The following is a 26,235-nucleotide window of genomic DNA, read 5'->3' as shown; positions in this document are numbered from 1 at the left end:
TGGGCCTACTGAAGGCAATCGCGCAAGTCAACGCGCCGTGGCCTGACGAAAGAGCGTCTCGTAACAGGCGCGTATTGCCTCGCGGCGCGCGACGTACTCGTGCCACAGCGCCTCGGCGGCAACGCTGGCGTCGGCGGCCGCGTCGGCGACATCGAGCTGCCGCGCCAACGGCGCGAGCTGACGCCCCCCGCGATGGAGCACCGCGACCGGCTGATCGTGCGCCAGGCGTAAACGATTCTCCAGCCGGCGCAGAAATTGGTACCCACTCACCAACCGCTCGGTGTCGCGCGCCGACAAGACCCCGGCGGCGTGCAACGCCTGCAACGCGGGCACCGTGGCGCGCACGCGCAGGGCAGGATTCGCCGTGCCGTGGCGGAGCTGCAGCATCTGGGTCACGAACTCGATGTCGATGAGCCCACCGCGTCCGGTCTTGATGTTCACCTGGTCGCGGCTCTCGCGTGCCAACTCCCGCTCCATACGGCCGCGCAGATGTTCCATCGCACTGACACCCGCGGCGGTCAGCGGCTCGCGGTAGACGAACTGCTCGATGATCGCCGCCACCGACCCCGCCAGCGTGGCATCGCCGACGACCGGCCGAGCCTTGATCAACGCTTGCCGCTCCCACAATTGCGCGCTGCGTTCGTGATAGTCGCGAAATCCGTCGAGCGACGACACCAGCGGACCCGCTCGTCCCGACGGGCGCAGCCGCGCGTCGATGCGGTACACCAGCCCCTCGGTCGTCGGCACTTGCAACACGGTGATCAGCCGCTGCGCCAGTTTGGAGAAGAACTCGTGCGCGGTCGCCGCATCGCCGGGGGCCTCGTAGATGAAGATCAAATCGAGGTCGGAGTTGTAGTTGAGCTCGCCACTGCCGAGCTTACCCATCGCGACGATGGCAAACGCGCCTAGCGGGTGCGGGCGGTGCAGCATGCCGTGCAATTTGGCGCCCACATCGGCGACGGCGATGTCGAGCGCGGCGGCCAGGCACGCTTCGGCCAGTAAGGTCAGCTCCGCATTGACTTCCTCGCTCGTCAGCACGTGATCGAGATCGTTGATCCCAATGCGCAAGAAGTGCTCGTTGCGAAAGCGGCGCAGGTGATCGAGCGCCGCCTCGAAGTCGTCGCCTCGCGCGAGTTGGCTGCGCAACTCCGCTTCGAGCGCAGCGCGGGGGACGCGCACTCGCACCAAATCGGCGCGCACCAGGGAATCGAGCATCTCCGGACGCCGGATGAACGCGTGCGCGAGAAACTCACTGCCGGCGAACAGTCGCACCAACATCTGCAACGTCGCCGGATTCTCGCGCAGCAACGCCAAGAAGCTGGTCCGCGCGCCGATGGTCGTGATCAACGTCGCAAGGTGGCGTAGCGCTTGATCGCGGTCGGCCGACTGCACGACGGCCTGCAACAACGCCGGCGCCAGCTCTGCGAGCGCCTGCTTGCGCGCCGCACGTGCAGGCGCGCCCGGCGCACCGTCGCGCAGCAGCACTAGGTCGCGGTAACTGGCGCCGGGATCGGCGAAGCCCAAACCGGCGAGCGCCGCCAGTGCCTCCGTTTCGTCAACCTGCGGGTCGAGCAGCGCAATCATTTCGGGCGAGCGCTGGCGATGCACTTCCGCCTCGGGCGCGTAGAACAGTTGCTCAAACGCAGCTCGCACGCGCGCGCGCTGCGCGTCGAGTGTGGTCCACAAGGCGGCGCTGTCGGTGTAGCCGAGGCGGCGTGCCAGCGTCTCCTGCTCGAGCGCATCGACGGGGAGGGTATGCGTTTGCCGCTCGTCGACGATTTGGATCTTGTGCTCGACATTGCGCAGAAAGCGGTACGCGGCGGCCAGCGTCTCGCACTGTTCGACGGGTAAGGCGGCGTAGCGCACCAGCCGTTGCAGCGTCGGCAGCGTCCCACCGCCGCGCACGCGCTCGTCGCGCCCGCCGTGAATCAGCTGGTGCACTTGGACAATGAACTCGATCTCGCGAATCCCGCCACGCCCGAGCTTCACGTTGCTCTGCGTCTTGCTGCCGAGTTCGCTCTCGATGCGCGCCTTCATGGCTTTCATGTCGGCCACGGTGGCGAAGTCGAGATAGCGGCGATACACGAACGGGCGCACGTCGCGCAGAAAGCGCTCGCCCAGCGCGCGATCCCCGGCGACCGGACGGGCTTGCAGCAGCGCCGTGCGCTCCCACGTCTGCCCCCACGACTCGTAGTAGAGCAACGAGTTGTCAATCGAGTTGGCGAGCGGACCGTTGATCCCTTCGGGACGCAAGCGCAAGTCGACACGGAATACCGCGCCGGCGTCGGTGCGCTCCTGCAACGCGCGGGTCAACAACTCGGCCACGCGGACGAAGAGTGCCGGCGCCGTCAACCGCCCGCGCGGGCCACCGGCGCTTTCGCCACGCGCGGACTCGTAGAGAAAGGCGAGATCGATGTCGGAGCTGTAATTCAATTCGCCGCCACCGAACTTGCCCATCGCCAAGACGACAAAGCCGCTCGGCTGACCAGACGGCGCCGACACATCGCCGAAGTCCGCCGTCACCGTGCGGCGCGCCCAGTGGTAGGCGGCGTCACACACGCCTTCTGCAAGCGCTGAGAGATCGGCGAGCGTCACGTCAAGCCGAACGCGGCCGACGAGATCGTGCAAGCCGATGCGCAGATATTCCCGGCTGCGGTACTGCCGTAGGGTGGCGCCGAACGCTTCCCACGGCGCCAGAGCCGCCGCGTCCAACGCGTGCCGATGTTCGTCGGCTGATTTCGAGACAGCATCCAATGTCACGAGGAATGTATCGGCCCATTGTGCTTCGTCGCGTAGCAGCGTGCGGCTCAACACCGCGCTGCCACCCAACAACGTGAACAGCGCCAGCCACGCCCGCGGTGCCGCAGCAATGCGCGCCACCGCGGCGCGCGATTCGGACGCCCGTTCCCAGTTGGCCAATGCGAGTCGTGGATCCGGAGCGGCGGCGATCAATTGCGGCAGCGCTGCGGCCAGCGCGGGCGACGGGCACTGCGCCTGTGCGCGCGCCACGCGCGGCGGCTCGATGCCAAAGTGCGCAAGGACCGCGGTCGGAGTTTCGCTGGAAGAGTCGCTCACGCCAAATCAGCTGCGACAACCCGTGCGAGTTCGTCGCGCGCGAGATCATGCTGCGCCATCCAGCGATCCATGTCGGCCAGCGCCCGGTCGGCGAGCAGGTGGCGCTTGTCGCGCCCGCGTTCGCCCGACGCCAACGGCGGCAACAGCCCGTAGTTCGCGTTCATCGGTTGAAAACTGCGCCGGGTGCAATCGGTCACGTACGCCAGCAACGCGCCAAGCGCGCTGGTCGCCGGGGGCACAATCGCCTCTTCGCCCGCGAGCACCCGGGCGGCATTGACACCGGCCAGCAATCCCGCCGCGGCGGATTCGACGTAGCCCTCGACACCGATGAGCTGGCCGGCGAACCACACCTGCGGATGGCGCCGTAGCTGCAATGTCGGCTTCAGCAGCGCCGGCGAGTTGATGAACGTGTTGCGGTGCAGACTGCCGAGGCGGACAAACTCCGCCTGCTCCAATCCTGGAATCATGCGCAGGACGCGGCGCTGCGCCGCATACGTCATCTTCGTCTGGAAGCCCACCAGGTTGTACAAACGCCCGGCGTGATCGTCTTGGCGCAACTGCACGACGGCAAACGGCCGTCGCCCCGTGCGCGGATCGATCAGTCCCACCGGCCGCATCGGCCCAAACGCCAGGGTGTCGGGTCCGCGGCGGGCCATTTCTTCGATCGGCATGCAGCCTTCGAAATAGACGCAGCGCTCGAAGTCCTTGGTCGGCACCTTCTCCGCGTCGATCACCGCGCTCACAAACGCATAGTATTGCTCACGCGAGAGCGGACAGTTCACATAGTCGTCGCCGCCCTTGCCATAGCGCGACGCCGAGAAGACGGTCGCGCGATCGATCGAATCCGCCGTGACGATCGGGGCGATCGCATCGTAGAAATACAGGTGCTGCTCGCCGAGCAGTTGATGGATGTGCGCGGACAGCTCGGGCGACGTCAGCGGCCCGGTGGCCACGATCACCAACTCGCGCTCCGAGGTCGGTGGCAGCGCCGTGACTTCCTCCCGTACGATTTCGATGCCGGGTGTCGTTTCCACCACCGCCGTGAGCTGCTCGGCAAATGCGTTGCGATCGACCGCCAGTGCCGCGCCCGCCGGCAGTTTGGTCTGATCCGCCACGCGCATCACCAACGACCCGAGCCGGCGCATTTCTTCCTTGAGTAGACCGACGCCCGAATCGAGCGACGCGCTGCGAAATGAATTCGAACACACCAACTCGGCGAGACGATCGGTCTGGTGCGCTTCCGTGCCCCGCACCGGTCGCATTTCGAACAGCCGCACCGACACGTCGCGACAAGCGAGCTGCCACGCCGCTTCGACGCCAGCGAGGCCGCCGCCAATAATCGTGACCGGAGCTGCGAATGCGGAGTGCGGAATGCGGAGTGCGGAATGCCGGGTGGTTTGATCAGCTGACATCGACTTCCTCACCCATTCCGCATTCCGAATTCCGCATTCCCAATTCGATCACACCGCTTCCGCTTCTTCCGGCTCGGCGACGGTCTCGTGATACTTGCAACCTTCCACCAAACAACGGCGCACGGTGCCAGCGCGCTTGGTGGTCTTCTCGACGATGAACGGCGCGTTGCACACGGGACACGGTTCGGGAATCGGGCGATCCCAGGTCGCGAAGCGGCACTTCGGGTAGCGGTTGCAGCTGAAGAAGGTCTTGCCATTGCGCGAGCGCTTCTCCATGACGTCGCCTTCGCGACAGTCCGGGCACTTCACTCCGGTGGGGACGGGACGCACTAACGAGCGCACCCCTTTGCACTCAGGGTAGCCGGTGCAACCGAGGAATTTCCCGAAGCGACCGAAGCGAATCTTCATCGGGCGGCCGCACAGGTCGCACACTTCGTCGGTGACTTCTGCCTCGGCGATCTTCAGCGTGCCCTCGGCGTCGCGCGTGAAGTTGCGCGTGAACTTGCACTCCGGATAGCGCGAGCAGGCGAGGAACTCACCGCCGCGCCCCCACTTGATCACCATGCCGGCGTCGCAGGTGCCGCACTTGAACTCTGTCGGCTGGCCAGCGTGCTTGACGTCGCGCATCCGCTCGTCGGCATGCTCGAGATCGCGCTGGAACGGATCGTAGAAGCGGCGCAGCGCGTCTTGCCACTTTTCCTTGCCCTCTTCGATTTGATCGAGCACGTTCTCCATGCCGGCCGTGAACTCGACGTTGAGGATGTCGGGAAACGCGTCGACCAGCAGCTCCGTCACCAGGAACCCGAGGTCGCTCGGTCGCAGACGGCGCGACTTGTCCTCGGCGACGTACTCCTTGCTGAGGATGGTGGCCATGATCGACGCATAGGTCGACGGGCGACCGATGCCCTTTTCTTCCAATTCCTTGATCAGCGTCGCTTGGGTGAAGCGCGGCGGCGGCTGAGTGAAGTGTTGCTCGGGCAACAGTTCGTGCAGCGCCAACTGCTGGCCTTCGGTTAGGGGCGGCAGCGTGCGCTCTGACTCGTCATCGTCGTCGCCCTCTTTTTTCGGCTCGTCGTCAGTGCCTTCGGTGTACACCCGGATGAAGCCGTCGAACTTCATCACTTGCCCGCTGGCGCGGAACGTGGTGTCGGCGGCGCTGATGTCGATGGCCGTTTGATCGAACACCGCGGGCACCATTTGGCTGGCGACGAAGCGGTTCCAGATCAGCGTGTAGAGCGCCAGCTCTTCTTTCGAGAGAAACGTGCCGACCTGATCGGGTGGATACTCGGTGGAGGTCGGCCGCACGGCCTCGTGCGCGTCTTGCGCACCCTTCTTACTGGCATACGTGTTGGGCTGTGCCGGCAAGTATTCTTTGCCAAATCGTTCCTCGATCAGACCGCGCACGGCCTGCAGCGCCTCGGGCCCGATGCGAGTGGAGTCGGTGCGCATGTACGTGATCAGGCCGACCGAGCCGTCGGCACCGAGTTCGATGCCTTCGTAGAGACGCTGGGCGATGCGCATGGTGCGGCTGGGTGCATAGCCGAGCTTGCGCGACGCTTCTTGCTGGAGGCGCGAGGTGATGAACGGGGGCGTCGGAAAGCGGCGACGCTCTTTGCGTTCGACCTTGGTGACCGTCCACGTGGCGGCGCGTAGGCGGGTGACGATATCGGTGGCCTGCTGTTCGTTCTCGACGCGGAACTTCTCGGGATCGAGCCGCTGCGTACCGACGCGAGCGAGACGCGCGCTGAACGGCGGCGGCGTGTCGCCTTCGAGTTGGGCGGCGATCGACCAGTACTCGACGGCCGTGAACGCCTGGATCTCGCGCTCGCGCTCGCAGATAATGCGCACCGCGACGCTCTGCACGCGGCCGGCCGACAGACCACGCCGCACTTTTTTCCATAGCAATGGACTGATCTGATAGCCCACCAAACGATCGAGGATGCGCCGCGTCTGCTGCGCTTCGTAGAGGTTCTGATCGAGCGCCAGCGGATGCTTGATCGCCTCTTGCACCGCGCGCTTGGTGATCTCATTGAACATCACGCGGTGAATCTTGCCGGCGTTGGTTTTGTCGCGTATGCGCTCGGCGATGTGCCACGCGATCGCTTCGCCCTCACGATCCGGGTCGGGGGCCAGGAAGATTTTCTCCTTGCCCTTGGCCGCCTGTTTGAGTTCGGTGACGATCTTCCGTTTGCCGTGGATGATTTGGTAGTCAGGCGTGAAACCGTTGTCGATCGCGACCCCGAGCTTGCTCTTCGGCAAGTCGACGATGTGTCCGACCGAAGCTTTCACCTGATAGTCGCGGCCGAGATATTTGCCGAGCGTCTTCGCCTTGGCCGGCGATTCAACGATGACGAGATTTTTTGCCATGGAGTCCTATCGAGCGGTGCGCGGGGTACCACCGCGAGCTGTGTAATTCTTGCCGGGCAGTTGTTGCACCACCCCCTTGAGTTCGAGCGTCAGCAGGGCATCGAGGACTTGGTGCGCTGACAAGCCGGTGCGACCGATCACGTCATCGATGTGGCGAGTCTCGTCGCCAACGCCCGCGAACACTTGCGCTTCGACGCCTTCCAGCGTCACAACCGGCACGCGCTGCGACGGGGCGGCGAGCAGCCGGGGAGCGATTTCCTCGAGAATATCCTCGACCCGTTCGGTCAACTTGGCGCCGTCGCGAATCAAGCGATGCGTACCACGGCTGCGCGCACCCACCGGACCAGGGACGGCAAACACCTCGCGGCCTTGATCGACGGCCGCCTGCGCGGTGATAAGCGAGCCGCTCTTTTCCGTCGCCTCGACGATCACGGTCCCCAGCGCGAGGCCTGAGATAATGCGGTTGCGCGTGGGAAAATTCTCGGCGTCGGGTTTGGTGCCCATGAGAAACTCGGACACCACTGCGCCCTGTTCGGCGATCGTCATGAACAAGTCATGATGCTCACTTGGATACACCACGTCAATGCCAGACCCCAAAACGGCGATGGTCCGCCTGCCGGCGCGCAGCGCTGCCCAATGCGCCTCGGCATCGATACCACGCGCCAATCCGCTCACCACGGTGATCCCCACTTTGGCCAGCCCTTCGCTGATTTCGCGGGTGAGTTGCAGGCCATAACTCGACGCGAAGCGCGAGCCGACGATGGCCACGGCAAGCCGATCCTCCGACCGCAGCGCGCCGCGCACGAACAGGAACGGCGGCGGGTCGTGGATTTGGCGCAAGCTGTCGGGATAGTCCGTGTCGGCGCAAGTGACCACTCGCGCATCCGCCCGCTGCGCCCGCGCCAGCTGGTCATCGACCATCGCCCAATCATTGAATCGGCGAACGGCAGTGGCCACGTCGCGCCGCACACCGGCACATTCGAGCGCGTGAGTACTGGCGTCGAGGGCCGCGCGCGGGTGGCCGAACGCACGCAGCAAGCCTTGATAACCAACGCAGCCCACCCCGCGCACCAGCTTGAGCGCCAACCAATCGCGCACGCCACTCTGGGTCACGGCCGCCCTCTCGCCGTTCTCGTCACTCCCCGACGGCGCCGCGCGGCGTAAGACCGCCACCTTGATTTGTTGTCAGCAGGCCGCATAGACTCGCGACGTACTAGAGGATCACGCCGTGCTCGCTACCGTGCTTTCGAGCGCGCTGCAAGGGATTGATGCGTTGCTCGTGGAAGTCGAGGTCGACATTGCGGCCGGGTTGCCGCAGATGGCCGTCGTCGGTTTGCCCGAAGGGGCGGTCAAGGAAAGCAAAGATCGCGTCCGCTCCGCACTGAAAAATTCCGGCTACGAGTTCCCGCAACGCAAGGTCACCATCAACCTCGCACCCGCCGACGTCAAGAAGGAAGGTTCGGCGTACGACCTGCCGATCGCCCTCGGCCTGCTGGCGGCAACGGGAAAATTACCCGCCGAGTTGCTGCGCCACTACGTCATCTTGGGCGAGTTGTCGCTCGACGGGCGAGTGAAGCCGGTGCGCGGGGCGTTGCCCACGGCCGCCACCGTGCGCGACAAGCATCTGCGCGGCGTGCTGCTGCCGCCCGACAACGCGCTCGAGGCTGCGGTGGTGGACGGCATCGACGTGATCGCGGTTGCGACACTCACCGAGGCGTTCGAGTTCCTGCGCAACGAACGGCCCATCGCACCAACCAAACTGAACCTGCGCGACGTGTTCGCGGCCCACGCGCGCTACGAAATCGACTTTAGCGACGTGAAGGGCCAAGAACACGTCAAGCGCGCCATCGAAGTCGCGGCGGCCGGCGGGCACAACGTGATCATGGTCGGGCCGCCGGGTTCGGGAAAAACCATGCTGGCGAAACGGCTGCCGACGATCTTGCCGGCGCTGACCCTCGACGAGGCCATCGAAACCACCCGCGTGCACAGCGTGATGGGACTGATGGGCGGCCGCGCGCTGGTGGCGACGCGTCCGTTTCGCTCGCCGCACCACACCATCAGCGACGCCGGGCTGATCGGCGGCGGCACCATCCCCAAGCCAGGAGAAGTGAGTCTCGCGCATCACGGCGTCTTGTTCCTCGACGAGTTGCCCGAGTTCCGCAAGAACGTCATCGAGGTGTTGCGCCAACCGCTCGAAGAGACGCGGATCACAATCTCGCGCGCAGTCGGTTCGATCACCTATCCCGCCAACGTCATGCTGGTGGCCGCTATGAATCCGTGCGGAGGTGTTGCCATTTTGCCATGTCCTGGGAGGGGCCGCGGGAGCGAAGCTCCGATGCTCCCTCTCGCGGCGTGACTGAGGCGAGGTAGCAGAGGTCGATTTCGACCTCGTCTTTGTGGACCATTATCTTGTCGACGATCGCCTCGACGATGCGGCGCTTGTCCTCTGACGGGAGATCGGACCAGCGGCCGTAGAGGTCGCGCGCCTCAGTCAGGATTTCATCGCGAGAGAGGTGCTGGATTTTCAGGAAATCGAGTTCGCCCTGAAGCTCGGGAATCTGGCCTTCGATCTGTTTGAAACGTTCTTCGAGCGGCTTGTTCTTCCGACCGAAGCCCTCCTTGGAAAGCTGGTCGTCCAGGTAGAGCCCCATGATCGCATCCATCTTACGCTGGAGCTTCTGCTGTTCGTTCTCCAGGAGACGGAGCAGTTCTTCCTTTTCCTTGATGGATTGGTCGGCGCTTGCCAGGTAGTTGGCCACCTCCGTGGGCGAGAAGACGAACTCCTTGAGCTGTTCGGCAAAGACTGCTTCGAGGTCGGGGACGGGGATCTTGTTGCGACATTTGGAGCAGACGTACTTCGGCGTGTTGGATGGAACGTACATCTTGTTCCCGCAGCCGCAGAACGTGACCCCGGCAAAGAGGTGGACCACCTTCTTGGCCGGCTTCCGGCCATTCCGGTGGCCATCGAGGGTGGCCTTCGCCTGATTCCAGATTTCTTCCGAGACGATCGGCTCGACTTCGGAGAGCACCCACTCGTTTTCGGGCTTCATCACCCAGTGTTTCTTGTCGCCAGTCGACTTGCTGTAGTTGGCGCGGCGCGTTCCTTTGGCCACGGGATCACGAAGGATGCGATCGACCGTCGTATCGGAAAATTTCGAACCGTTGCGGGTGCGGTGTCCGGCGTCGTTCAGGAGCCGGGCCACTGTCTTCTTTCTCCGGTGTTCGCAGAACAAGTTGAAGATGAGCTTCACGACGGGCACCTGCTCCGGGTCGGGCACGAGCTTGCGATCCTTCCACAGGTACCCAAAGGGAGCAGCCCCGCCCAAGGATTTCCCGAGTCTGGCGCGGATTGGTACGGATGCAGCGACCCGTGAAGCGATCTCTTCTCGTTCGAACTGCGCCGTGGCCGCAACCATCGTGAAGAAGAGTCGGCCGGCAGGAGATGATGTGTCGATTGCTTCGCCAAGACTCACAAGGTCTGCTTCGTGATCACGGAAGATATCGGCGATGTCGAGCAACTCTCTCGTGTTCCTGGCAAGGCGGGCGAGCTTAGAGAAAATCAATCCGGTGATGTGCCCGCGCCGCAGATCAGCGAGCATGCGCTTCGCTTCAGGGTGTTCGAGAACCGCCTTCCCGCTCACGCCGGCCAGGTTGTATAGCTCGGCGACTTCCCAGCCCTTCGATTCCGCGTAGTACCGAGCACGTTTCTCGTGGTGCTCGGGAGACTCGCCGTGAGCCTGATCTTCGGTTGAGACGCGAATCCAGATGCCGACTGACTTCGGTTGCGCTTCGCTGACAATGGCTGCGACAGCTTTCTTGCTCGGCATGGTCGTCCTCCGTTTGCCGACTATGATACGCAGGGAGGCGACGAGGCAAGAGACAGGAAGCCGGCGTATCGCCTGGCAGGCCGATCAGAAGGTGGGCATCGCCGTGTTTGCGCGCAGTAAATGGTCGAAGGAAGGACGGGGCGTGCAATTCTAGATTCACTTCGACTGTATTTCGTCCTTGAGAAACGCGTCGACATCGCTCTTGCTTGGGGGTGACGCTGGGACGCTTGGGCCGAAGCGGTGCCGTGCCTCGATTTCCATCAATCTCTTGGCAACCTTGTCCAAATCCTGCCAGATTGTTTGATCCCTAGCCTGTGCCACGCGGATGAATTCGCGGTTCGCGAACCAATAGTGGACAAGAGGCTCGTAGAATTGGTGCCACGCGAGTTCTTCATCCAGCGCACCGTTGTTTACCAACAGACCAACGCGTTCGAAGAAATCCAGAACCATAGAAGTGCTGGAATCCGTTTTACCCGCGAGTAGTGCAGTAGCGGCGGCCTGGCGCTGCGGAACCATTCGCGTCCCCCACTCTTCGGCGAGTTGCTGAAGAGCGGTAACCCCCATCGTGAACTTCGTAAGACGCTCTTGCTGTCTGAGTTGGTAGGCCAACCCACCGGCGGTGAGGAGTGCCGCCACTGCGGTGAGAATACCGGCGAATGCAGTGATGGTCTCGACACTGGGGCGCGACATGCTGACGCTATGGCATCGGGATGATGGTCGTGCCGGCCGCCTTTGAGGTTCCGAGTTTAGGATCGAACCAGGAGAATGTCACTCCAACTTCGTTGAAGTCATAGGACTCGACGTGGTACGTGGCCGCGTCGAACGAACGTATGGACTTGAGACGGTACGTACCTTCCGCAACTCGTTCTACACAAACATCCACCGAGGCACTTCCAAGTTCCGCTCGCTCAAGGAGCCAGACATCGGTGCCATCTGGATGCGCCATCCAATTGCCCACATTTTTCAAACGGTCGCGGATTCGTTGCATATCATCGGCATGCTCGGCCTTCAGTCGCCCTAGAGCAGCAACCCATCGTTCCAGAGTCGGGAGAACCCAGAGTTGGATGATCTCAGTCGAGCGAGGCGTGTTGTCGATCGATGAGAAGTGTCCGTTTGAGCGAGCGAGCACAACGTCGTCCCCAAGGGCCGGACTTGGACCGATCAACAAAAGCGATACGATGGTAAGTACGACTATCTCTGCCGGCCCGTACCACCTCAGTTCCCCCATTTCCTTGCCCCCCCTTTTCTTTTTTCAACTTGCCGTACGTTTTGAAGTTCGCGTGTTTCGGCTCTACTGGCGGTGACAAATGTGCTCCCTGCAATATTCGGGTCACGCCTCAAATTGCCAGGGCAACAGCGTTAGGAACGGATTCACCGTCTGATGATGAGTCGCCACCAGCACGAGTAACGTGTCTTGATCCGGGCGGTGCGCACAGAAGTCGTAAAGTTCTGCGCTAACCTCGCGAGTGCCGACGCAACTTCGTCCGACAGCAAGCTCGCATTTGTGAACGTAGGCGTAGATGCCGGCCAGGAGTTCCGGGCTACTGTGCGCATTCTGTTCAGCGAAGTTCAGATTCTCGACCTTGAAGAACGACAACGCGGCATCCTCGGTAGCAAGTACCCGCATCCGATCCGGATCGGAGAGCACGAGGCGGCGCAACAGCCTTTCGCGGAGTACCGCCGCGACAAACCATTCCCTAGCTGCATCAAAATGAACGATCCCATTACCTGGATCGTCGGGGTACTGCTCGTAGAATAAAGGGGCTATCACCACCGTGAACCACGCGCTTAGGAGCGCGCGAGGCCATTGGCTGTGCTGGAGGTGCGGATTCAGATAGGCGACGTAGTTGCCTTTGCGCGTGTCGAATTGGAATCCATACGGTGGCGCGGTCGTCTCATGCACCAACTGCGCCACCCTAGCAACAAAGCACCTCCACGAAGGCGGCAAGCACGGCGGAAATGTCAGCAACGGTGTTGGCGAGACGTTTTCAACCACGAGAGCGTTCGCGACTTCCCAGTCCATTCCAAGGTCTCGGTATAACCGTGTGATCCCTTCCGGGCCAAGATCCTCTCCCAGAAGCTCGCGAGCGTAGTGGATCAAGTTCGCAACTTCGTTCGTAATCGGATCGTCGATCAGGTGAATCATGGTGGGATTTCCTATCTCCTGGCAGTGCCTCCTAGCCGGTGATCTACATTCACTCTGAGCGTAGTTTTCGCACCTTGCTGTGCGGTTGTCAACAGATAAACGAACAAGCGTTAACTTCCTTTACCATCGGGCAAATTGATGAGATTCGTACATGATCCTAAGCAGTTGCGAATATCTGACCCGATCCAATCTGAAAGTTCCGCAAGGTCTGGGTATATTCCCCATTGACTTTGACTTGACATGGCTGTAGGCTCCCAGGTGGAATAGTTTGAGAATTGTGAAAGGAGGTAATCAGCAATGGGAATCGTAAGGAGGATGGCAAATGGCCGGCCAGGCAGCCCCTGAGAACGGCGGAGCCCACGACCAGAATGCGGACCCCAAACCTAGCGGGCGTCGCAAACGCCTCAAAGTCGCGATGCGAAAGCTCCAGCTCGTTGTAGATGAGGGAACAGCCGATAAGGCAGAGGAGATAATGGACCTCAACAATTTCACGACCCTGGCTCAATCCTTCCGCCGCGCTGCCGAGGTGACGGTATTCGTCGACAGAAAGCGCAAGGAAGGGTACGAAGTCATCGTCAAGAAGGGCGACGAGATCTACAAGTTGTTCCCCTAGCTGGACCTACGACTAGGGAGATCTTTCAAGTGCGAAAAGGGAAGCGGTAGCGCTTCCCTTTTTCGTTGCTAAACGCCCCGTTGAGAAAGCCGTGTTGCGTCGCCGCGGCGCAGCCGCGATTGTTCGGCGGGGAGACCTTGTCCGACGCGCCTGAACGGCTCCCGACGCCCAGGAGGTACTGCGCGGCACGGCGCCACACAAGCCGCAGCAGCGCGAAAAGGAGTGCTCCCATTGCCCCTGCAGGGTCGTGGCGTCCCTACGCCGAACAGCGGGGTTGACGCGCCGTTGGGCCGGGCGTGATACTCCGCCCATGTCGGAAACACGCAGCCGCTACGGTCGACTTCGCCGGCCGCGCTTGCTGAACGGTAACCTGACTGGCGCAATCGACTTCGCGAAGTTCAATCTCCCCGAGACCGGCGACGACGCGCACCGTTTTGCACTCGCCGTCGTGCGCAAAATCATGGAACAGCTCGACCCGGAGACGATCTACGACGCCCAGCTCTTGGTGGAGATGGAAGAACGCCGCTGACGGATGCAGGAAGCTTCCGGCGACGATTGCCGATCAGGGGATCTTGTCTCGCATCTGGAGATGTCGTCTGCGCGACTCCGCTCAGTGATCAACCGAACATTCGCGGCGTGCTCGAAGCTTCTGCGCTCTCTGCCAATACGAGTACCATACTGATCGCGTCAAACACTGCCATCCGTTCGTGCTCGGGCATCCATGTCCTGCGTCGCGGCGGAAGGAATGACTCAAGCTCTGGAAAGCCCTCAACCACAAGTCGAGCGACGGCGTCTTTGTTTGTCGCGCCAAGATCGGTGTAGTGGTCGCGGACGGTTGTCCTCGACACGCGAACGACCGCAACATCCATCGTCCGCGCGAGCGCAACAATCGCTAGGATGAGATCGCGGGCACGTTGGCCGCGTCGGCAGTGCTGATCACGGGTGTCTTCGACGACGACGGTATCCGGCGCGAAGCGATGAATGAGAGCGGCGACCTTGCGCAGGGCGCCTTCCCTCTTTTCGATCCGCACCTGACACACGCCCCAGTCGATAAGCAGGTCGGGTGCTTCCAGAACGGCGTAGCCGAACCCGCGAGAGGTGGGATCGAGGGAGAGCATACGATGGAGGCGACGTTGATCGTGCTTCATGGATGCACGATGGGCTCCCAGCGCAGATCGTCGGATGGTGGCTCGGTGATCGCCTTGAGGGCAGCGAGCTTGCGTTCGCTCACGTGCTGCTTCGCCAGGCGGCGGGCCAGCCTTCGGGCACGCTTCCCGGCGTCGCGCTCGACCTGTTCGTAGATGCCGGCAAAGAGTTCATGCACCTTGGTGTGAAAGATGACCTCGTACGAGAGCGCGGTACGGAGATTGGGCTCGCGCTCGAAGCGCTCATAGCGCGACACCTTGGCGCCGAAGCGGCAGCCGAGGAGGAACGCCACTTCTTCCTGCGAGAGACCGGAACGCTTGCGGAAGGTCCGCAGATAGTTGGTGAGTTTAGAAGACATGAAAGTGAGAACGGCGAGACTATCGCCGTCTCTTTCAGAGTATGGGATGTATGAGTCTCCCCAAGAACGGAAAACTTGCCGGAAGCGGCTAGTTTCGGTCGGAAGCGAAAGATTTGTAGATCGAGCCGCCCCGCTCTCTCCCCCGCATTCAGAAGAGTGCAGAGGTAAACGGGGGACATCGGGGACGTGGGGGACTTTGCGAAGGGCGCCGGCGTTTCAAATGTGAGGAACGGCAACGCCAGGAACCACGGACCTCTTGGACGGATGGGTTGCTATATGAAGTCCCCAACGTCCCCAAAGTCCACCCGCACGCCAAGTTCGAGTCTTGCCGCTTCTTGGACGTTCTCCCCTTCGTCGGTTTCGGAGCTCACCCCGTATTTTTCATAGAGCCGGTCCAGCTTCGGAAGTTCCGACATCGGAATCACGAACACACCGTGGCTTTTGTGCGTAGCCAAGTGGAGTTTCCGGCGCACGATGTACCCGATCCACTTCGTCGTAATTTTCCGCTCGTAGTCCGCGCCATGCCGCTCCACGAATGAGCTGGTGATGTCTCTAATGGTGAGCTTGTTGCCGTATGAGGATGACGCCAAGTCCTGGATGATCTCCAGAACCTGCGCTTCCATGTCCATGCCGCGCTCGGCAATCATCTCGTGGTTGTATCGGCGAGCGAGTTCCCGCAGATCCTCTCGGGCAGCGGGGTCCTCGATGATCGAGAGCAGCGGGACGAAGATCTGGTTCAAGCGCGGCTCGATCATACGGTCGACGAGTTCTTCCGTGGGAGTTCGCCGCCCTAGATTGCGGAACCGAAACAAGAGCAGCTTGTTTCGCAGGTGCAATGCTTCCTCTTTGTACGATTCCGACAAGTTGATCGGCACGTCACCGCGCAGTCCCTGTTGACCCATCTCTTCGGTGAGACACCGGCTCTCCAGGGCGCGGTCCTCAAACGGTCCGCGTGTGGCGATGATCTTGGGGCCATAGACCCAATAGGCGTGCGGGTTGAATTCACCTTTTGCTGACACTTCGCTTCGCAGCACGGGGAAGCCTCTTCCGTTGCCGTTGTTGAAGATCTTGACCACTTCGGCCCGCTCGTCGCTCTGGCGAAAATCGCTCTCATCAATGATCAGGGTTCCACGGAACGCGTCGAGCATGCGGAAGAGTGGCGATACGGTGGAAGCGCCGCTGGCGAAGATGGGTTTGTAGCAGAGGGAGCCGACGGTCAGCAGGAATCGGGTTTTGCCGGAGCCGGGGTCGCCCCGGACGCGCAGATACGGCAGCTCGTTGAAGCCGTCGTACACCCAGCTCAGGAGCACGTAGTAGCTGGCGGTCTTCTCGAACAGTGGACTCAGATCGACATAGCGATGGACGAACGCTTGAATCTCACCCAGAAGCTGTTCCTCGGAGCCATATTCCTCGGGCTCGGACGGAAACAGCACCACATCGTTCCTGATGAGATTGTTGTTCGGCGAGTACGGCACCAGCCGCGTACGCGCGTCGCGGCTGAAGCTTGACTCTGTTTTCCACTCGCAGTTCTTCCAAATGACGAAGGCGGAGCGCTTCTCACTCGGCCGGTGGACCATTTCCAAAATGCGGCCGTCATCAAACGTGGCGGACACTGTCGGAATGCATCGCTCCTTCGCCGGTTCAGTGCCGTGCTTGTCGGGCAGGGTTGCCTCGGCTGTTTGTGTATTCGCCGAGAACGGCGAGGATGGGCTTTCGTCGTTGGTCATGCTGTTGAGGGTGAGGCGACAGGACGAAGATGAAAAGAGTGGGAAAGGTTCCAGTGGCGGTTAGATTGCCATTCTTCACGCCCGCTCCGCGCAGCGTACGGTGAGACCTATGCGACTCACTGCCGGAACAATCCAGGAATTCAAAGATATCTGCCAGGACGAATTCGGGGTGTCGCTCTCGACCGAAGAAGCCGAGATGTACGCCGCGCGCGTGCTTGAACTCCTGTGGCTCCTCTTGGTTGAATCAATGCCATCCCCGCACGACGTGGCGGAAGCGACCAGTTGACAGAATCAATCACTCGACCGTACATTTGGTGCCATGCCGCGTTTCTTCATCTACTGCCGCAAGTCGAGCGAGGACGACGATCGCCAGATACTCTCGGTGGATTCCCAACTGAGCGAACTCAGTCGTCTTGCTCAGCAGCGCGGGTTTTCGGTCGGCGCCGTCTTCACTGAGTCGCGCTCAGCAAAACAGCCCGGACGTCCGGTGTTCACGTCGATGATGGAACGCATTCGTCACCACGACGCACAGGGCATCATCTGTTGGAAGCTCGATCGTCTCGCGCGGAATCCGATCGATGGCGGTGCCGTGATCTGGGCGATGCAGGAGCAGCAATTGCAGATCGTGACGCCGACACAGACGTTCAGCAAGGCGGCCGACAACACGCTGCTCATGTACCTGGAGTTCGGCATGGCCCACAAATTCATCGAGGACTTGAGCCGGAATGTCATCCGGGGTCTCCGCACAAAGGCAGAACTGGGCTGGCGTCCCTCGGGGGCGAAGGTCGGGTACATGAATAATTCGTTCAAGGAGAAAGGGCAGAAGGATATCGGCATCGATCCCGAACGATTCCCTCTCGTCAGGCAAATGTGGGAGTTGCTCCTGAGCGGCGGCTACACGGTGCCGCAAATCGTCGACATCGCGAACAACCAGTGGGGTTTCCGGACGAGGGCGATGAAGAAAATCGGCGGAAAGCCGCTGGCGCAGAGTACCCTCTACGAGGCTTTTACCGACACCTTCTACTACGGCTGGTTTGAATACCCGCGAGGATCAGGGCGCTGGTACCAAGGCAAACACCAGCCGATGATTACCGAGGCAGAATACGATCAGGCGCAGGTGACTCTGGGGCGCAAAGGAAAGCCCCGCCCGATACGGCATGTATTCGCCTTCACGGGCCTGATTCGCTGCGGGGAGTGCGGACGCATGATCACCGCCGAGGAAAAACAGCATCTCGTATGCTCCGTGTGCCGACACAAATTTTCTTGCCGTCACCAGGAACGGTGCCCCCGCTGCCAAGTCGCGATCGATGACATGACCGCGCCGATCAGACGCCAGTACACCTACTACCACTGCACCAAGAAGAACTCCCCCAACTGCGGGCAACGCGTTGTGACGCGGGCGGAGCTAGAGGCACAGATCCTGGCCTTTCTCGCCCGCGTGGACATGTCCGATCGGTCGCATCGCTGGGCGGTGAAGGCGCTCGATGAAGTGCGTACCGAAAAGCTCAAGGGCCTTGTCCCGATCGAGGGCACGCGGCGACGTGGCGTACAGGACTACCAGCAACAACTCGACAATCTGACCCGCCTCTACACGTCGCCGCGCAATGCGGATCGCAGTCTTTTGTCTGATGAAGAATACGAACGGCAACGCTTTGTCTTTCTCAAGGAGAAGTCGACTCTGGCGGACGATCCCGCGAGCCAACGTGATCAGATGATCCGGCAGGTCGAGAGCGTTGCGAAGACACTCAACTTTGCTCGCGAGATACGGGAGCAGTTTAAGGATGGAGACGCGAAGAAAAAACGAGCAATTCTCGCCGGCGTCGGTTCGAACCTCTCTCTGAAGGACAAAAAGCTTTCTTTTGAGCCGCACATTCCATTCCGGGTCATCGAACGTGACCTCAGGTGGCTTCGCCGCTTTGAGCCGGTGATCGAACCGCCCTCAGATGGCTTCAATGCAGGAGAATTTGGTACTTCGAAGCGTGCCATTCCAACCTTGAGCGGAAGGCCGATAGACGTTCGAACCTACAAGAGAAGATGGAGAAAGCTGGTCCTCAAAATTCTTGAATCGTTTGAGTCCGATCAGGGAAACACTCTCGACACGTTGGCTGCGTAAAGACGACATATCAACAGTGTAACCGATCTTCGTCTTGGCGTCGGTATGCCTCGCACGACGGCGGATCATGCGCCAAAGCTTCCGGCTGCGCCATGGGTTCGAGTGAGAGTGGCCGACCGAGCGCGGTGCTGAGCAGTCGCCGTCGCGGTTTACTAGAGGGCTGCATCCAGGACAAAAGCCCGGACCGTTACTGTTTGATCCGACAGGCCTTCTGCCTGAGTCTCGAAAAACTGCCGCACTTCGCCTAGCTAGCGACCACTTGGGAGTTTTACACCACATGGAGTCATCTTTAGACCATCGCTTTCAGAGGAACCAACCGACTAGATACAGCCCGTGCACGCGTAGCACTCGTTGACATCAAATCGGAGATGTCAGGTGCGCTCGTGGGCGCGGCGCAGGGCGAACCAAGTGACCAGAACCAGGAAGGCCACAACGAGAAAAACCTGAGCGCTTGGTGAAAGCGTCGGGACGGATGCGATGGTAGTACAACGGCCTCGCCGCTGGGGTAGGTTGCAAGCCTCGTTAGGACCATCACAAGGCTGGTTGCAGCAAACACCGTCGGTGCAAAATAGGCCTGGGATACAATCGGCGCCGCTTCCACATTCCTGTCCGATAGCGCCGAGCCCGACCACCGGACCGCCCTGGTCCTCGATGCCACCAGTGTCGGCGATGTCGTCACCCAACTGGCCGTCGACCAACACGAATGTGACCGTGGCCACAGTCCGGGCGCCGACCAGAGCGGTGCCAAACACCGCCTGGGGGAGCGTGTAAAACACGGGATTCAAGGACCCCGGCAACATCGAACCGAACTTGCGGTAGATCTGCGGCGTGAGTCCGGTCGAGCCGTGGAAGTAGAGCGTAACCCGCGCGGGTGTACAGCCCGGCAGGACGAAGCTCATCAAGCCGAAGGGGTAAACAAACCCGATGTCAGTGCCAACTGATGGTTCGGCCAGTGCCCGAACCATGGTGTTCTGCGCGCAATCGGTTTCCAGAGTGATGAAGCTCTGGTCGGTGGCCGAGGGCAGCGAGGTCACATTGGGTTGGAGGCGATCGGCCGTCCCGTCACCGTTCCCGTCGCCGCCGTTCGGCGCCATGTCCTCGGTCACGCTGAGTACGCCGTCGCCATCGCCGTCCACAGCAAGTGCATCGAGGAGTCGCCTCAGAAGAGCAACGTCCGCCTCGGACAGCAAGCCATCTCCGTCGAGATCACCAGGGTCTCCCAGGCCGTCTGTGAACCGGTTTAGTCTCATCCCTAGCTCGGCTATGTCAGCTTCGTCCACGTCGCCATCTCGGTCGACGTCGCCGCCGCAGCCCGGTGCGGGCGGCACGAAAAGGCTTTGGGTACGAGCTTCTCCAGGTGCGAGCAGCTCGTTCACGCTTGTCGATCCGGACGCCGAGGCAACGGCCGCGAGGGCCGGACCACCCTTTCCCATGATCTGGATGACGTAAGTGCCGGGGATCGCATTCGGTATGAGGACCTGTTCAACCCCACCGTCCTCGGTGAGAAGAGCATTAGGAATCTCTTGGAAGCGGCCAGGGCCTTCCACAAACCCGAGCCGGCGACCCAAAGGATCGGTCAAGATGAAGTCGACTGGATCGAAGAGGCCTTGTACCCATTGTTGTACATTCTGGAGAAGTTGCTGCCCCTTCAGGGCGTAGTTGAGGAGCTGCGGCGAAAGCAAGGGCACTTCGAGCACTCCGGGCGGAAAGCTGCGGAAGTCAGGCACTAAAAACGATTCGAAGACGTTCCTGATGAAACCCTGTCCGCCGTTGTGTCCTGCTTGCTCTGCGGCCCACTCGACCAGCCCTACACACGTGAAAGCTCCGCCACCGCCCTTTTGCGCACTTGGCGAAAGCGTCTTCTCAAGCCCATCCAGGCTATAGTCGATGAACTGGAATTTAGATCCTTGGACAGTCTCTACGGCGTGGCGCATCCCATTTGCCAGATCCTCGTCAATTGGGATCTCCTCGAAATCAACCACGTGTGTCGCGGCGGTCATCGAATCGTGCTTGAACGTGGCTCTTGTAAACTGAGATTGGACTCCGTTGATTGTGGCAATCGACACGGTCTCGTTGCCGTCAGCCGATCGATACGTACCAGCCGGGTATCCCGGGTGAGATTCGTAGACCGTGTTCGCCACGTGGAGAGCCGAGTGGTCGAACCCAGGAATTTCATCCTTCTCAAAGCCCCAACTCCCGTCCTTGGTCTCATCGGACCTCTCTCGGAACAGGATAGACGGCCCTATCGGCTCTGAGGTGACGTTGTCGATCCCGTAGCCCGCTGGCTCGGTTTTGACAATGCCAATGCGCCAGCTCGCAATGTTGCCGCCTTCGATAACTAGCTTCTCGATGCCGAGTTGCGCGTTGATTTTCTGGCCGAGCTTGGTTCCATTGGGATCGAACCACTCGACGCGAGTGCTCCCAAGTTCGTCGAAATATCCCGCATCGAACGCGAAAGCTTTGACGCTCCGCCCGTTCCCAGTTGATGCATCCACAAAGTGGCCCGTGATGTCTCCGCGGAACAGCGGTGAGCCAGAAAGGACAGGGCTCGTTGGGTTTGCGCCGTCGCTCGTAATGAAGGGCGCATCGCCTCCAAAAGAGATCCCGTGGTCCTGATACTGGTCTGTTATCGACGTCCCCAAAGGGAACTCACTGAAAGTGATCGTAGGCGGGGCTGCACCGGTCAGAATGGCAACCGTGTTCGGTAGACGTTCCTGCGATTGAGGATAGGGGGAACTACTCTGTGCCAAGGCCTGCAGCGAAAACAACAAGAGAGAACCCGCTACGCCCGCTCCCGCTATGGTCATGTGCGCCCCCCTCTAGTCTGGACGATACTATTTCTGGTATTCGCAGAATACAAATGGATCACCCGAAACGGATGGTCTGCCAGAGTCATCAAAAACAACTCGGCACGAATACGCTGGAAGAACTCCAACTGAGCGGATCTGCACAACCCAAACCGTAGCGGAGCCGGGCTGTCGCTCCGCCCGCATTCTCCAGCCCTTGAACTTCGCCTGTTGTTGCGCATTTCGGAGCGCTTCCGCTACCTCCGGGATGTGCGCTGCGAAACGTTCAGCATCCAAACTCGTTGAAATCGGTGGCGTTGGTGGTTGGGCACTGAGGACCTTGTCAAGGTCGATGTCCGCCCCATTCGTTCGCTCGCATGAGATTGCTAGCAACGCGCCAAGCAGGAGAAGAAGAATCAGGATTGGAATGATCTTCGACCATCGCCTCATATGATTAGTCTACACCCCTGCCCTGGCTCTCGTCACGCAGCGGCGCACGGTTGTCCGTTGTCCGCCTGGTCGTTGCTCCGTTCAAACGGAAGCGCTCTATGCAACCTCCTCACCCTGGATCGCCACCTCTTTCACGGATCAACGCGCCTACTACCAGCCCCGCAACGTCAGTGGACGCAGGCCACTTCTCCATTCTTTGCTGAATCGAAGCGCACTCCGATCATGTCGGGGCATGAGCACCACCGACAACGACGTTACCCGCTTCGCCCGAACGAATTTCCACGACCGACATCAAGTCTTCGGCATCAAGCGCGCCGACCGGCGCGCCCACCTGTATGTCGTGGGTAAGACGGGCACGGGCAAGTCGACGCTCATCAAGACTGCCAGTGCGTGACAGGCCGGCAGGGTTTCTGATACTGCCAGTGCCCTACCAATGAGACGACGTACTCGATGCCGCATTGATTGGAGCGCGGTCGCCGCGCTCGCGGCCGTTGCTGGTGTTCTCCTCGCCGCTTGGCAGCTACGCGAGGCAGCCCGCAGTACACAATTCACGGCTGCCCTTGAATCCATCTACCGTCTCAACAAGGAATGGGACGACTTGGCCGACAACCGCGCTGCCGCTGCAACGGCGCTCCTCGCTGGCATTCCAATCACGCGCAACAATCACATTGAGAACGCGCTCGACTTCTTCGACTTTCTTGGCCTAATGGTGAAACGCGGCTATCTTGACGACGAGATGGCGTGGCACGAGTTCTACTACTCCGCACACCCATACTGGGTCGCCACCCGTGAGTATGTGCGCCAACAGCGCACCGCGGCGAACGAGCCCGCGCTCTGGGAAGACTTCGATGACCTGGTGCCACGTCTCGTCGACGTTGAAGCGCGGCATCGTGGCCACCCTGTGACCCAACTGTCACGCGCCGATGCCGACGCTTTTCTCAAATCCGAAATCGAACCAGCACCGATGCCCACCTCGCTACCAAGCCCGGCTCAGCCCTGATAAGGCAGATTGCGCGTGATCTGCTCCGAGTTCGCTTCGCCCATGCCGAAGGCAGGACCGCTCCTCCAATGCGAGGAAGATCCACCAGTCGCCGCACGCTTCTAGCGCTCGATGAAGCACGTTCTCGGCGTGAGCAAGGCTGAGTTCAACGACGCGAAACAGTATGGCGACAGCCGGTATGGGTAATTTTCACAAAGCTGTCGTCCAGTCCTCTCGGTGTTTTATCGCTCATTGGGGCGGTACGGATTTGGAGCTCTCTCTTGAAGCAATGATGACCGGAAAAATGCGCGAACTCTGTTCTTACTTAAAGTGTCGGCTGGGTGCTCGCCAAGCTTGGAAGCTGCTTTTCATGTGCCAAGACTGGCTCCGCCCGCTCAAAGACCCAGTAATTTCGCGCAGCAACCGTCACCGGCAGAACTGGTATCGGTGAGCGCGGGGACGGTCGCTACTGGTCTATACACTTTCCTTGCTCACACACGCGATCGCCCTTGCAATCCGTGTCTTTGGTGCACCCCGAACGAGACTCTTTGGGCGCCCGAGTCTTCGCATTCTTCCGAACAAGAGACGCGAAACTTCCGTCGCAATTTCCAAGTCCATTCAAGCAATCATCCGCCTTCCCCCCCAAATCGATCTCCTCCTCCGGTTCATCGCGACCGTGCTTGGAAGGCTTGGACGGGGCGGATTGCTGAACTACCTGCCGAGGATTGATCGCCCGACCTACGACGGGTCCCATGGGGGTATTGCACCAGCAGGGAACCCCGGTCGGATAGTCCTGAGAAGGAACGACGCACCAGAACGCGGGCGTTTGACATATCATGATGCCCGGAGGGATCGCTTGTGCACTCGCTCGTTGGGTCGGGGTGCAGGTGAGCATGAGTGTACAGAGCGTCGCTAGACTCCGCAGAGTCAATCGGATGCTTGGATTGAATTGTCGTACAGCCCTATAGCGATAGGACATAGATGGCTCCATTCTCCGCAGCCTCGCTGAAGGACTTCTTGTCTCGCGCGAGGGCGAATCCGCGCTTCATTGCGTTCACGCGCTCGTCCGGCGTTCCATGATGCCCGGGGTCATTGAAATTCCAGTCGCCCTTGTCGTAGAGCGACTTGGCGAAGGTTTCGATGTGCAGATCGCTTCCGCGCTTTTGTCCGAGATAGAACCCCGCCAGAAAATCAGCATGCAACTCCATCGGTTTGGCCGTGCGCGCTCCTCTAGTAAGACGTGCTCCAAACGGCGATTGGTACTGAAACACATGTGAACATTCGTGCGCGGCGATTCCTGCGATCGCATACCCTCCCGCCTTGGCTACTAGTTCTTCGGAAAGTAGGTTGATGCCAAAGAGCACAGTCCCTTTGGTTCCACGAACCAGCGTGCGATCGATCGCAAAGGCGTTTGGTCCACCAAGGTCATCGATTATGCGAAATCCGGGACTAATTTGCATGACTTGCAGAATGTGTTTGAGTTCAGAAATCAGAGCCTTGTCCATGCGGTTGTTGCCGGTAGAGCTCCGTGCCTTGAAGCGCGTTAGGTCGATGTTCGGATCAAGGCTGCAGTAGGGCGGTAATTCTGCTGCTTGGGCTGCGCTGTGGGCACCTGAGCTGAGAAGGAGCGTCGCCGCTAGGGCTATCAGAAAATCCCGACGTGTCCGCAGAGGCGTCGGTGTGAACTCGTGGGAATGGTTCGCCAGGACGGGCAACATGACGTCCGCAACGCTCGGCCGGGTGACACTCGGAAGGAGTCGTTCGGATCCGCCCATATGCAACAACCTCTTAGCGAGCCGTATTGCCGTGAGTCAAGGCGGCCGCGACGAGGCCGTCGCGGTTTTTTTCGGCCGTACGCCTTTGGCTTCGTCAGCCGTGGACCCCTAACGTGCGCGTAGCGATCTCGGTGCGAGAGGACGTGCTCTGCGAAAAGAAAGGGGGATGCGGATGCGGCTAGTTCTCCAGTCTTTGCCGGAGACATGTCCACCCCGATCATATGAGGTGTGATCAGAGCCGACAACGACGTTGCCCGTTTTGCCCGGACGAACTTCCGTAACGAGCGGAAGGTCTTTGGCATCAAGCGCGCCGACCGCCGCGCCCACATGTATGTCGTGGGCCAGACCGGCACGGGAAAGTCGACCCTGATCGAGACGCTCATCAGCCAGGACCTCGAGTCCGGCGAGGGTCTGGTCGTATTCGACCCGCATGGCGACCTTATCCAGCGGGTGCTGTCGCGCGTGCCGGAACACAGAAGAGAAGAGCTGATCTACTTCAACGCCCCGGAGCCAGAGCAGCCGCTGGGCTTCAATCCGCTGGAGCGGGTGCCGGAGTCCAAAAGACCGCTTGCCGCGTCGGCCGTCCTCGATGCCTTCAGAAAGTTGTGGGAAGACTCCTGGGGGCCGCGCATGGAACACATTCTTCGCAACGCTCTGCTCGGGCTTCTCGATCAGCCCTCGGCTACGCTCGCGGATGTTCTTCCGCTCTTGATGGATCGCAACTACAGGCGAGCGGCGATCAGGCACATGACGAACCAGCAGGTGCGGGCGTTCTGGTCACGCGAGTACGAAGGGTACCCGCCCTACTTCCGGGCCTCGGCCATCGCGCCGATTCAGAACAAGATCGGAGCGTTCCTAGCTGACCCGCTCTTGCACAAGATTCTCGCAGGATCGGAGACCACGCTCAATCTCCGAGAAATCATGGACGAGCGGAAGATCCTGCTCGTTGATCTTGCCAAGGGAAAGATGGGCGGTGATGCCTCTGCCTTACTCGGAGCTCTGCTCGTGGCCAGCGTGGGCTGGTCCGCCTTCGGCCGCGCGGAAGTGCCGGAGAAGGACCGCGCCGACTTCTACGTCTACCTGGACGAATTCCACACGTTCGCCAGCTTGAGCCTGGCCAGCATGCTCTCCGAACTGCGGAAGTACCGAGTGGGCCTCATCCTCGCACATCAATATGTCGGACAGCTCGAGCCTCCGATGCGCGACGCGGTTTTCGGAAACGTCGGGACCATCATCTCCTTTCGAGTCGGACTCGACGATGCGAAGGTTCTGGCGCGGGAGTTCTATCCGGAATTTGCTGAGATCGACCTCATCAGCCTGCCCAACCACCGTATCTATCTGAAGCTGATGATCGACGGCACGCCGTCCAAGCCCTTCAGTGCCGACACGCTCCCTCCCGAGGACTGATTTTCTCGGGGAGTCCCGCGCTCACCGCGGGATTCCCGGAGGGAATGGGTCCCT

At 60.8% G+C, this 26,235-nt stretch carries 22 protein-coding genes; 8 read left to right on the top strand and 14 right to left on the bottom strand.

Features of this window, described 5'->3' with window-relative positions; translation table 11 throughout:
• Window positions 1-27: 27 nt before the first annotated feature.
• From glnE to dprA, 4 genes are read right to left on the bottom strand one after another with little or no spacing between them, the layout of a single operon-like run.
• The gene (gene glnE, locus HYR72_27165) at window positions 28-3,075 is read right to left on the bottom strand and encodes a bifunctional [glutamate--ammonia ligase]-adenylyl-L-tyrosine phosphorylase/[glutamate--ammonia-ligase] adenylyltransferase (protein MBI1818681.1); all 3,048 of its coding nucleotides are present in this window, start codon (window positions 3,073-3,075) and stop codon (window positions 28-30) included.
• On the bottom strand, window positions 3,072-4,487 hold the full coding sequence (gene trmFO / locus HYR72_27160; GenBank protein MBI1818680.1) for a methylenetetrahydrofolate--tRNA-(uracil(54)-C(5))-methyltransferase (FADH(2)-oxidizing) TrmFO: 1,416 nt from the start codon (window positions 4,485-4,487) through the stop codon (window positions 3,072-3,074). The genes glnE and trmFO overlap by 4 nt, the downstream gene beginning before the upstream one ends.
• A gap of 48 nt (window positions 4,488-4,535) precedes the next feature.
• Complete coding sequence (topA, locus tag HYR72_27155) at window positions 4,536-6,854, bottom strand: type I DNA topoisomerase (GenBank protein ID MBI1818679.1); 2,319 nt, start codon at window positions 6,852-6,854, stop codon at window positions 4,536-4,538.
• A gap of 6 nt (window positions 6,855-6,860) precedes the next feature.
• Window positions 6,861-7,952, bottom strand: a complete 1,092-nt coding sequence (gene dprA / locus HYR72_27150) for a DNA-protecting protein DprA (protein MBI1818678.1) — start codon at window positions 7,950-7,952, stop codon at window positions 6,861-6,863.
• 130 nt (window positions 7,953-8,082) lie between these two features.
• Between dprA and HYR72_27145 the strand changes: the two genes are divergently transcribed.
• On the top strand, window positions 8,083-9,210 hold the full coding sequence (locus HYR72_27145) for a YifB family Mg chelatase-like AAA ATPase (GenBank protein MBI1818677.1): 1,128 nt from the start codon (window positions 8,083-8,085) through the stop codon (window positions 9,208-9,210).
• Here HYR72_27145 and HYR72_27140 read toward each other — a convergent pair.
• The 4 genes from HYR72_27140 to HYR72_27125 all read right to left on the bottom strand — a co-directional run bounded on the left by HYR72_27140 (window position 9,122) and on the right by HYR72_27125 (window position 12,827).
• On the bottom strand, window positions 9,122-10,681 hold the full coding sequence (locus HYR72_27140) for a recombinase family protein (GenBank protein ID MBI1818676.1): 1,560 nt from the start codon (window positions 10,679-10,681) through the stop codon (window positions 9,122-9,124). The two genes, HYR72_27145 and HYR72_27140, sit on opposite strands and share 89 nt — an antisense overlap.
• Window positions 10,682-10,837: 156 nt before the next feature.
• On the bottom strand, window positions 10,838-11,371 hold the full coding sequence (locus tag HYR72_27135) for a hypothetical protein (protein ID MBI1818675.1): 534 nt from the start codon (window positions 11,369-11,371) through the stop codon (window positions 10,838-10,840).
• Window positions 11,372-11,378: 7 nt separating this feature from the next.
• The gene (locus tag HYR72_27130; GenBank protein ID MBI1818674.1) at window positions 11,379-11,669 is read right to left on the bottom strand and encodes a hypothetical protein; all 291 of its coding nucleotides are present in this window, start codon (window positions 11,667-11,669) and stop codon (window positions 11,379-11,381) included.
• 342 nt (window positions 11,670-12,011) lie between these two features.
• Window positions 12,012-12,827 (bottom strand): hypothetical protein, encoded by an 816-nt coding sequence (locus HYR72_27125; GenBank protein MBI1818673.1) that lies wholly within the window; start codon window positions 12,825-12,827, stop codon window positions 12,012-12,014.
• A 322-nt stretch (window positions 12,828-13,149) separates the two neighbouring features.
• Here HYR72_27125 and HYR72_27120 point away from each other — a divergent pair, with 322 nt between their 5' ends.
• Window positions 13,150-13,440 (top strand): hypothetical protein, encoded by a 291-nt coding sequence (locus tag HYR72_27120; protein MBI1818672.1) that lies wholly within the window; start codon window positions 13,150-13,152, stop codon window positions 13,438-13,440.
• 25 nt (window positions 13,441-13,465) lie between these two features.
• Here the strand turns inward: HYR72_27120 and HYR72_27115 are convergent, their stop codons facing one another.
• A complete protein-coding gene (locus HYR72_27115) occupies window positions 13,466-13,672 on the bottom strand; it encodes a hypothetical protein (protein MBI1818671.1) in 207 nt (68 codons plus the stop codon).
• A gap of 78 nt (window positions 13,673-13,750) precedes the next feature.
• On the opposite strand from HYR72_27115, the gene HYR72_27110 reads away from it, so the two are divergent.
• Complete coding sequence (locus tag HYR72_27110; protein MBI1818670.1) at window positions 13,751-13,969, top strand: hypothetical protein; 219 nt, start codon at window positions 13,751-13,753, stop codon at window positions 13,967-13,969.
• A gap of 88 nt (window positions 13,970-14,057) precedes the next feature.
• Here HYR72_27110 and HYR72_27105 read toward each other — a convergent pair whose 3' ends face one another.
• The 3 genes from HYR72_27105 to HYR72_27095 form a co-directional block, all read right to left on the bottom strand.
• Complete coding sequence (locus tag HYR72_27105) at window positions 14,058-14,558, bottom strand: hypothetical protein (GenBank protein MBI1818669.1); 501 nt, start codon at window positions 14,556-14,558, stop codon at window positions 14,058-14,060.
• A gap of 26 nt (window positions 14,559-14,584) precedes the next feature.
• Window positions 14,585-14,944 (bottom strand): helix-turn-helix transcriptional regulator, encoded by a 360-nt coding sequence (locus HYR72_27100; protein MBI1818668.1) that lies wholly within the window; start codon window positions 14,942-14,944, stop codon window positions 14,585-14,587.
• A 272-nt stretch (window positions 14,945-15,216) separates the two neighbouring features.
• Window positions 15,217-16,671 (bottom strand): hypothetical protein, encoded by a 1,455-nt coding sequence (locus HYR72_27095; GenBank protein ID MBI1818667.1) that lies wholly within the window; start codon window positions 16,669-16,671, stop codon window positions 15,217-15,219.
• A 109-nt stretch (window positions 16,672-16,780) separates the two neighbouring features.
• Between HYR72_27095 and HYR72_27090 the strand changes: the two genes are divergently transcribed.
• Window positions 16,781-16,957, top strand: a complete 177-nt coding sequence (locus HYR72_27090) for a hypothetical protein (GenBank protein MBI1818666.1) — start codon at window positions 16,781-16,783, stop codon at window positions 16,955-16,957.
• A 33-nt stretch (window positions 16,958-16,990) separates the two neighbouring features.
• On the top strand, window positions 16,991-18,784 hold the full coding sequence (locus tag HYR72_27085) for a recombinase family protein (GenBank protein MBI1818665.1): 1,794 nt from the start codon (window positions 16,991-16,993) through the stop codon (window positions 18,782-18,784).
• Between the two features lie 371 nt (window positions 18,785-19,155).
• On the opposite strand, the gene HYR72_27080 is transcribed toward HYR72_27085, so the two are convergent.
• Window positions 19,156-21,555 (bottom strand): hypothetical protein, encoded by a 2,400-nt coding sequence (locus tag HYR72_27080; protein MBI1818664.1) that lies wholly within the window; start codon window positions 21,553-21,555, stop codon window positions 19,156-19,158.
• 697 nt (window positions 21,556-22,252) lie between these two features.
• On the opposite strand from HYR72_27080, the gene HYR72_27075 reads away from it, so the two are divergent.
• Window positions 22,253-22,414, top strand: coding sequence for a hypothetical protein (locus HYR72_27075; GenBank protein ID MBI1818663.1), 162 nt, complete (start codon window positions 22,253-22,255; stop codon window positions 22,412-22,414).
• A gap of 39 nt (window positions 22,415-22,453) precedes the next feature.
• A complete protein-coding gene (locus HYR72_27070; GenBank protein ID MBI1818662.1) occupies window positions 22,454-23,020 on the top strand; it encodes a hypothetical protein in 567 nt (188 codons plus the stop codon).
• Between the two features lie 941 nt (window positions 23,021-23,961).
• Here HYR72_27070 and HYR72_27065 read toward each other — a convergent pair.
• Window positions 23,962-24,717: a hypothetical protein gene (locus tag HYR72_27065; GenBank protein ID MBI1818661.1), complete on the bottom strand. Its 756-nt coding sequence runs from the start codon at window positions 24,715-24,717 to the stop codon at window positions 23,962-23,964.
• Window positions 24,718-25,002: 285 nt separating this feature from the next.
• Between HYR72_27065 and HYR72_27060 the strand changes: the two genes are divergently transcribed.
• The gene (locus tag HYR72_27060; GenBank protein ID MBI1818660.1) at window positions 25,003-26,181 is read left to right on the top strand and encodes a type IV secretion system DNA-binding domain-containing protein; all 1,179 of its coding nucleotides are present in this window, start codon (window positions 25,003-25,005) and stop codon (window positions 26,179-26,181) included.
• Window positions 26,182-26,235 lie beyond the last annotated feature (54 nt).

Source organism: Deltaproteobacteria bacterium, assembly GCA_016178705.1.
Taxonomy (GTDB): domain Bacteria; phylum Desulfobacterota; class Binatia; order HRBIN30; family JACQVA1; genus JACOST01.
The sequence above is the reverse complement of the archived record's forward strand: the minus strand, read 5'-3'. Positions and strand labels throughout refer to the sequence as shown.